The 7,350-nt window shown below is 58.2% G+C and carries 5 protein-coding genes; 3 read left to right on the plus strand and 2 right to left on the minus strand.

What is annotated here, in order from left to right; all coding sequences use genetic code 11:
* Positions 1-474 (plus strand): methyltransferase RsmF C-terminal domain-like protein (locus tag C5O24_RS09295; RefSeq protein ID WP_439331588.1); only part of this gene is annotated, 474 nt, incomplete at its 5' end.
* Positions 475-492: 18 nt separating this feature from the next.
* Here the strand turns inward: C5O24_RS09295 and C5O24_RS09300 are convergent.
* Positions 493-3,834, minus strand: a complete 3,342-nt coding sequence (locus tag C5O24_RS09300) for a leucine-rich repeat protein (RefSeq protein WP_161553866.1) — start codon at positions 3,832-3,834, stop codon at positions 493-495.
* Positions 3,835-4,041: 207 nt separating this feature from the next.
* Here C5O24_RS09300 and C5O24_RS09305 point away from each other — a divergent pair, with 207 nt between their 5' ends.
* Both C5O24_RS09305 and C5O24_RS09310 read left to right on the plus strand, forming a co-directional pair.
* Positions 4,042-4,383 carry a DUF8478 family putative metalloprotein gene (locus C5O24_RS09305; protein WP_107036242.1) on the plus strand — a complete coding sequence of 114 codons (342 nt, stop codon included), beginning with the start codon at positions 4,042-4,044 and terminating at the stop codon, positions 4,381-4,383.
* Positions 4,384-4,499: 116 nt separating this feature from the next.
* On the plus strand, positions 4,500-6,806 hold the full coding sequence (locus C5O24_RS09310; protein WP_237613023.1) for a TonB-dependent receptor: 2,307 nt from the start codon (positions 4,500-4,502) through the stop codon (positions 6,804-6,806).
* A gap of 83 nt (positions 6,807-6,889) precedes the next feature.
* Here the strand turns inward: C5O24_RS09310 and C5O24_RS09315 are convergent.
* On the minus strand, positions 6,890-7,350 hold a 461-nt coding region (locus tag C5O24_RS09315; protein WP_205961085.1), incomplete at its 5' end, for a thioredoxin family protein.

A 7,350-nucleotide genomic window follows, 5' to 3' on the forward strand; every position in this document is an offset into this window, starting at 1 on the left:
GGACTCTTCATGGCCATAATACGTAAGAGCGACGGAGCCATAGGAAAACAAACGCGCCCGACACGCGGACAGACACTCCGGCACGACCGCCGCTACGACCGCTGCAGGGAGTGGATAGCCTCGCCCGAAGCCATCATATCGCCTGAAGGCAACCGGCTGCTGGCATATCTGCCATGCGCCCTGCCGGCAGCATTGTGGCCACGCATCGAGCTGGGCGAGATCAAAGGCAAGGACATCGTGCCCTCGCAGCAGCTCGCCATGTCGACTTTGCTCAATGCCGGCCTGTTCAATTCATGCGATATAAGCGGCCCGACAGCGGTCGCATTCCTGCGGCGCGAGGCCGTCGGCATCGATGCGCCGCGCGGATTCGTTCTGCTCAAATTCGACGGACTCCCCCTCGGGTGGGTGAAAAATCTCGGCAACCGCGCCAACAATCTCTATCCGCAGGAGTGGCGCATACGCATGAGCCTCTGATCTCACCGGATCACCTTATCACCTTATCAGCACCTTCACCACTCTCCGTGGCGTCGCAACGATATAATATCCATGCGGCAGCGACGCCCCCTTCAGGCCGTCGGCGCGACCGCTATACACTATCCTGCCCGCGAGATCGCTGACAGTCACCGTCTCGGCTCCGTCTGTCATACCGTCCCACGGCGAACGTATGCCCGACACCACGGGCGCGGCCACAACCTTGACACGACACTCGGCCACGACTCCCGATCCATCAATCGCCGATGCCGTCACCACAGCGCTCCCCTCGGCCAGAGCCTCGATCAGTCCGGACTCACTCACAGTGGCGACATGCGCGTCAGACACTGCCCAGCTCACCCTGCTGTCAGTAGCATTGTCGGGAGTCACCGCAGCGGTCAGCTGCATCGTTTCACCCTCGGTCAGCTCCACCTCCTCCGACGAAAGCACGATCGTCGCCACAAGGTATATACGCGGCGAAGCCTTGACAGTAGCCGACGCACTTCTGGCAACGCCGTCGGGCGTTGTCACCGTCACTGTGACGGTCACCTCCCCGGGACGCATGATCAGGAATCGTCCGGGCGAAATCATGCGCGCCATTTCCGGATCCGAAACACTCCATTCCACCTCAGGCTCGGTGGCATCCGACGGACCGTAGGTCAGCGCAAATTCTATCTCGTCGCCCTCCGTACACTCCGCGGCGTTGGCCGTCAGAGCCACCTCCTCCACCGATATGATGCGGCGTTTCACCGTCACCCTGCACACTGCCTCCTGTCCGAAGCCGTCATGAGCTGTAGCCTTTATCTCAGCCATGCCGGGAGCCACGGCGGTCACCGTGCCGTCGGCTGCCACTACTGCCACCGACTCATCCGTACTGCTCCAGTCCACACCATTGTCGGTAGCATCGTCGGGAGTCACTATAGCCGACAGTCCATGCGTATCACCCTCTATCAGCTCCATTTCAGAGACGTCAAGCGTCACGCCTGCCACCGGTATGATACGTTTAAGCACCTTCACATCGCACGAGGCCACCACGCCCGACCCGTCGAGAGCCGCGACAGTGACAACCGCCTCGCCCGGCACAAGCGCCGTCAGCAGGCCGTCGGCCGAAACAGTCACCACCGATTCGTCGGAGCTCCTCCATTCGACCCTGCGGTCGGTGGCATTGGCCGGATATACCGCAGCCGCAAGCGCACGGGTGTCGCCCTCGGTCAGTTCCACACTCTCCTCGTCAATCAAAATCATGGCCACAGGCTTGGGATCCACATATACCCGAAACACAAACGCCGGCACATCGCCCTTGACCAGACGGACTGTCACAATCGCCTCGCCCACCTGCAGACCATGGAGAGTTCCGTCAGGATCCACAGCCACCACCGACTCGTCGGAGCTGTGCCATTCGAGAGCCTGATATGTGGCGTTGTCGGGCGCCACCTGCGCCTTTATGCGCGAAGCATCGCCCTGCTGCAGCTGTATGTCCGTGCCGTGCGCCGGCTCGAATAGGATATTGACTGCCTTTACCGGTTCGAGCGTAGTACGCTGGTGAAACAGACGCCAACCGTTGGCCGCCGCATAGGCGGCGCCACGCTCGGCAGGCTCGTAGAGCATCGCCGACGCGAACACATCCGCCGGAAAGAACCGGTCGGTAGTCGTCGGAGGCTGCAGAGCTGTCACCGTCACATGCGTGACATCGGCGCATCCGTCGAAAGCGTCGGTTGCGATCGATACCACATGACATCCTATGCCTACACTTTCCAGCGACGAGCATCCGCTGAATGTCGCCGCCCATATATTTTCCACCATATCCGGAACATCTATCGCCTGAAGCGAGCTGCAGCCCCTGAAAGCCACAGAACCGATCGACGACAGTCGATTGTTGAGTTTCACCGCGCGGAGACCCGTGCAACCGTCAAACGCTCCATTGCCTATACTCTCACAGCCTGCCGGCACATCCACCGCATGCAACGACACGCAATCCCTGAACGCCTCATCGCCGATCGATTCGAGATCAATCGACATTACGGGCATCACCTCCATAGCGCGGCATCCGGCAAACAGGCTGTCGGGTATCACAGTCAGCCCCATACCCGACTGTGTCGAGAGCGATTTGAGCGACAGGCAGTCGGCAAACACTGCCTTGCCGAGTGTCGTCGACAGGACTTTGCCTGACTCAAGCCCGGTGGCCGACAGCGCATAGTCACCGTAACGCACACTCGCCGGAGGTAACGATATCAGCAACTCGCACCCTTCGAACGCGCGCGTATCGATCGTGGCAAGATGCTTAGGCCATAGAGCCACACCATCAAGCGGCAACGCGGCACAGCGCTGAAAAGCACGCTTTCCGATCATCCTCACCGCCGACGGAATGGCGAAATCCTCAAGTGCGACGCATCCCATGAACGTTTCGTCGGGGATCTTGTCAAGACGCTGACTGAGCACAGCTTTCGCAAGCTTCGTGCAGCCTTTGAAAACCGACCGCCCGAGCGTAGTGACCGATGACAGATCGCTCTCCACCATACTCACACACCCCTCGAAAGCCGAACTGCCGACTTTGTTCACCGACGCGGGCACTCTTACAACCTGCAGGTCGGGACAGCCGAGAAACGCCGCCTCGCCGATCTCGGACACACTCTCCGGAACGTCGAAACTGTACATCCGCTTCACGCCGGCAAAGAAATTGTCGGGAATCATACGGACATTTTCCCCGAACGTCACCCTGACGCTGCTCGTACCCGACAGCGGAGGCTGATAGCGAGTGCCGCTCATGGGGCACCGCGTGGCGTTGAACTGTATATTCTCTATGCCTGAGTTGGCGAACGCCTCCGATCCGACGTATGTCACATTCTCGGCGATAGTGAACGACTTCAGACTCTTGCAACCCGAAAAGGCCTCTCCACCGATGGTGGCGAGCATCGACCGGGATGCCATCTCTACCTTCGCAAGCTTGGCGCACAGCATGAACGCACGCGGTCCGATCTCCGTCACCCCGTCGGGTATCGCGATCTCCTTAAGCTGGCCGCAGCTGCGGAACGCGTCAAGATCAATCTTCTTAAGCCATAGCGGAAGCTCCACCGACAGCACGTTGTTGCTGCCCATGAAAGCTTCGGCGCCGATCTCTGTCACCCTGTATTTCTGTCCTGTATCGCGGTCGGTCACCTCATCGGGGACTACATACGACGAACTGCTATAGCCATAAGGCTTATTTCCCGACGAAGGCTTCAACAAACGACACTCGCCGGACCGGCCGGCGATCGTTTCAAACCGCAATACGTCGTAAGTCGAACGATGATACTCGAATATGGTCTGCGAACTGGCACATGGCGCTGCTATCCACAGCAATGCCATAAGCAAATACTTTATCATAATACTGGTCATGAATCCCTGTGCCGCAAAATTAACAAAAAATCACCACCTGCTAAAATCGCGTAACGACCTCGACATAGAAACACCGATCCGCAACCACTCCACGCATACATCATGACACCACCGTCCCACACAACATTTATCACGTATCATAGACCATTCACCCGCGTTTTTTCGTATTTCGCGGATTCTTGGTAACTTTGCAGCGTGAAGAGAAAAGCTGCGAAGATATTTTCCGCCGCGTTGCTGCTTGTGTTCGTCAACTTTATGTTTTCGAACACCGTGTTCACACACTATCATCTGCTCTCCGGAGGACGGCTGGTGGCACACTCCCATCCCTACACATCATCTTCACACCATACCCATACGGCGAATGAGCTTGACCTCATAGCATCACTCAACCTCACGGCCTCTTCGGCCGACACGCCATGCGCGGATCCGTCCGATGCCGCTCCAATACAATACGCCTTAATCGTAGGCCATTATGACGCCACGACGCCATACGCCGGCCATCTCAGCGCAAAACTGCGCGGACCACCCTGCTGCTGATGATGATCCCCACACATACCCGCACTTGACCACAAGGCATTTCCGACCGTTTCGTGAAACTGCCCGCGGCCACTGCGACCCTATTGCAAAATTCCACATCATCAACAGTTTCACAAATGACCAGACGAATCATCATCGCGCTGATGGCATACACCATCGGCATCTCCTGCATATCAGCACAAAACAGTAAGACAACCGACGCAAACATAGGCGGCCACGTGCTCGACACCGAGAGCGGCGAACACATGCCGGGCTGCGTCATAAGAATCCTCGGCACGAGCCTCGCCACCGTTACCGACGCATCGGGTCACTATATATTCCGCGATCTCAAGCCCGGAGAATACACACTTGAGGCAAGCTGCACCGGATACGTCACCACACGGCTTGAAACATCTGTAGAGCCGCGGCGGACAGTAGAAGTCAATTTCGATCTCGCCCCCGACGCGTTCATGCTCGACCAGGTGGTGGTCACCTCATCGAAGAGCGAAACGCTCCGCCGTGAGAGCCCATCGCTCGTCAACGTGATCAACGGCTCAATGTTCCAGCGGCTCGGGGCGTGCTCACTCGCCGACGGACTCGACTTCCAGCCCGGAGTGCGCGTGGAGAACGACTGCCAGAACTGCGGCTTCACGCAGGTGCGCATCAACGGACTCGACGGACACTACTCGCAGATACTCATGAACTCCCGCCCCGTATTCTCGGCTCTGACCGGAGTCTACGGGCTCGAACAGATACCGGCCAACATGATCGACCGCGTGGAGGTGATGCGCGGAGGCGGATCGGCGCTCTTCGGCTCATCGGCCATAGGAGGCACCATCAACATCATCACCAAAGATCCGATGACCAACTCCGCACAGGTATCGCACCAGCTGACGTCGATCGGCCCCTCGGGATCGTTTGACAACAACACCACCCTCAACGCATCGGTGGTCACCGACAACGGCCTTGCGGGGCTATTCATCTACGGACAGAGCCGCCACCGCGACGGATATGACCACAACGGCGACGGATTCACCGAAGTGGCACAGCTCAAGACACAGACACTCGGAGCGCGCAGCTTCTTCCGCACTTCCGACATCAGCAAGCTCACCGTCGAATATCACAATACCCACGAATACCGCCGCGGAGGCGACAATCTCAAGCTTCCGCCCCATATGGCGATGATAGCCGAACAGACCGACCACAACATCCACGCCGGAGAAGCCACCTTCGACCTCTGGCTGCGCGACCGCCGCGACCACCTGTCGGTGTTCGCCGCCAGCCAGAACACCCGACGTCAGAGCTACTACGGATCTGAAATGGATCCCGACGCCTACGGACGCACCTCCGACCTGGTTATCACCGCCGGAGGTCAGTGGACCCACTCGATGGACCGCTTCCTCTTCATGCCGGCCAAGCTCGTGGCGGGCACGGAGTACTCCTTCAACCGCCTGCATGATGTCACCCTCGGCTATGACCACAACGTGAAGCAGTGCGTTCGCATCTACAGCGGCTATCTGCAGAACGAATGGCGCGACGAGCGATGGGGCTTTCTGGCCAGCGCCCGTGTCGACAAGCACTCGCTGATCCACGACCCCATAATATCGCCCCGACTCAACATACGCTTCAACCCGTCGTCAAACATGAATTTCAGAGCATCCTACTCCACCGGCTTCCGCTCGCCGCAGGCCTACGACGAAGACTTCCACGTGGCAATCGTAGGCGGCGAACGTGTCGTCACCGTGCTTGCACCAGGCCTCAAGCAGGAAAGCTCGCAGAGCGTGAGCCTCTCGGCCGACCTCTACCACCGTTTCGGCAACGTGCAGACCAATCTGCTCGTCGAGGCATTCTTCACCGACCTGCGTGATGTGTTCGCCCTACGACAGCTCGAAGGGACCGACGCCGCGGGCAACGCCGTGCTCGAACGCTACAATGGCAGCGGAGCGCGCGTAATGGGCATGAATCTTGAAGCCAAGGCATTTTTCTCCAACCATTTCGACATGCAGGGCGGCATCACTCTGCAAAGCAGCCGCTACAAGAAACCCGAACAGTGGAGCGACAACCCTGCCGTGCCGGCTGAGAAAAAAATGTTCCGCACGCCTGACATCTACGGATATATCACCGCCAACTGGGAAATAACCCATCGGCTTACGGCCACATTCAACGCCACCGGCACAGGCCCCATGACCGTACAGCATATGGAGGGATCGGGCACGGATGTGGATCTGGCAGTGCGCACACAGTCGTTTTTCGACGCATCGGTCAAACTCACTTACAATTTCAAGCTTTTCAACCGCGTGAATCTCGATGTTTCGGCCGGAGTCAGCAACATTTTCAACTCCTATCAGAACGATTTCGACTCCGGTGTCAACCGTGACTCTGGCTATATTTACGGCCCGGCTCTCCCCCGATGCATCAACGCCGGGGTCTCCATCAGCCTATAAAAGCCCGCTGACGTCATGAAAAAACGCTTCCCGTACACAACTCTGTACAGGAAGCGTTTTTAGTATTGTCGCGAATCGTCGGCTTACTGAAGCAGCGACTCAATGTAGGCTGTGAAGTCAGCCTCCGACATCGAGCCGATCTGGTTGGCCACCACAGAGTCGGCGCTGATAGCCGTGATCTGCGGGATGGACTGCGCCTGATACTGCGCTGCGAGCGCGGGGCACGAATCGGTATCGACCGAGAAGAATGTTATACGGTCGGCATATTTGGCAGCCACCTTGTGGAATACAGGCTTGAACTGCTGGCACGGGCCGCACCATGTGGCGTTGAAGTCGATCACTGCGAGCGGAGTCGAGAAAGAGAGAGCGGTGTCGCCTGCGGCAACCTCGATCACAGCCTCAGCGGGAGCAGCTACAGCCACGGTATCGTTCTGCGATGCCTCTGCGGCGGCCGATCCGGTCTTTGAAGAGCATGCAGCCATCAGCGCCATCGAAGCGGCGGCTGCAACAATGATGTTAAGCACTTTCATAGTCGTTGTTGTAA

The organism is Paramuribaculum intestinale (genome assembly GCF_003024925.1).
GTDB classification, from domain to species: domain Bacteria; phylum Bacteroidota; class Bacteroidia; order Bacteroidales; family Muribaculaceae; genus Paramuribaculum; species Paramuribaculum intestinale.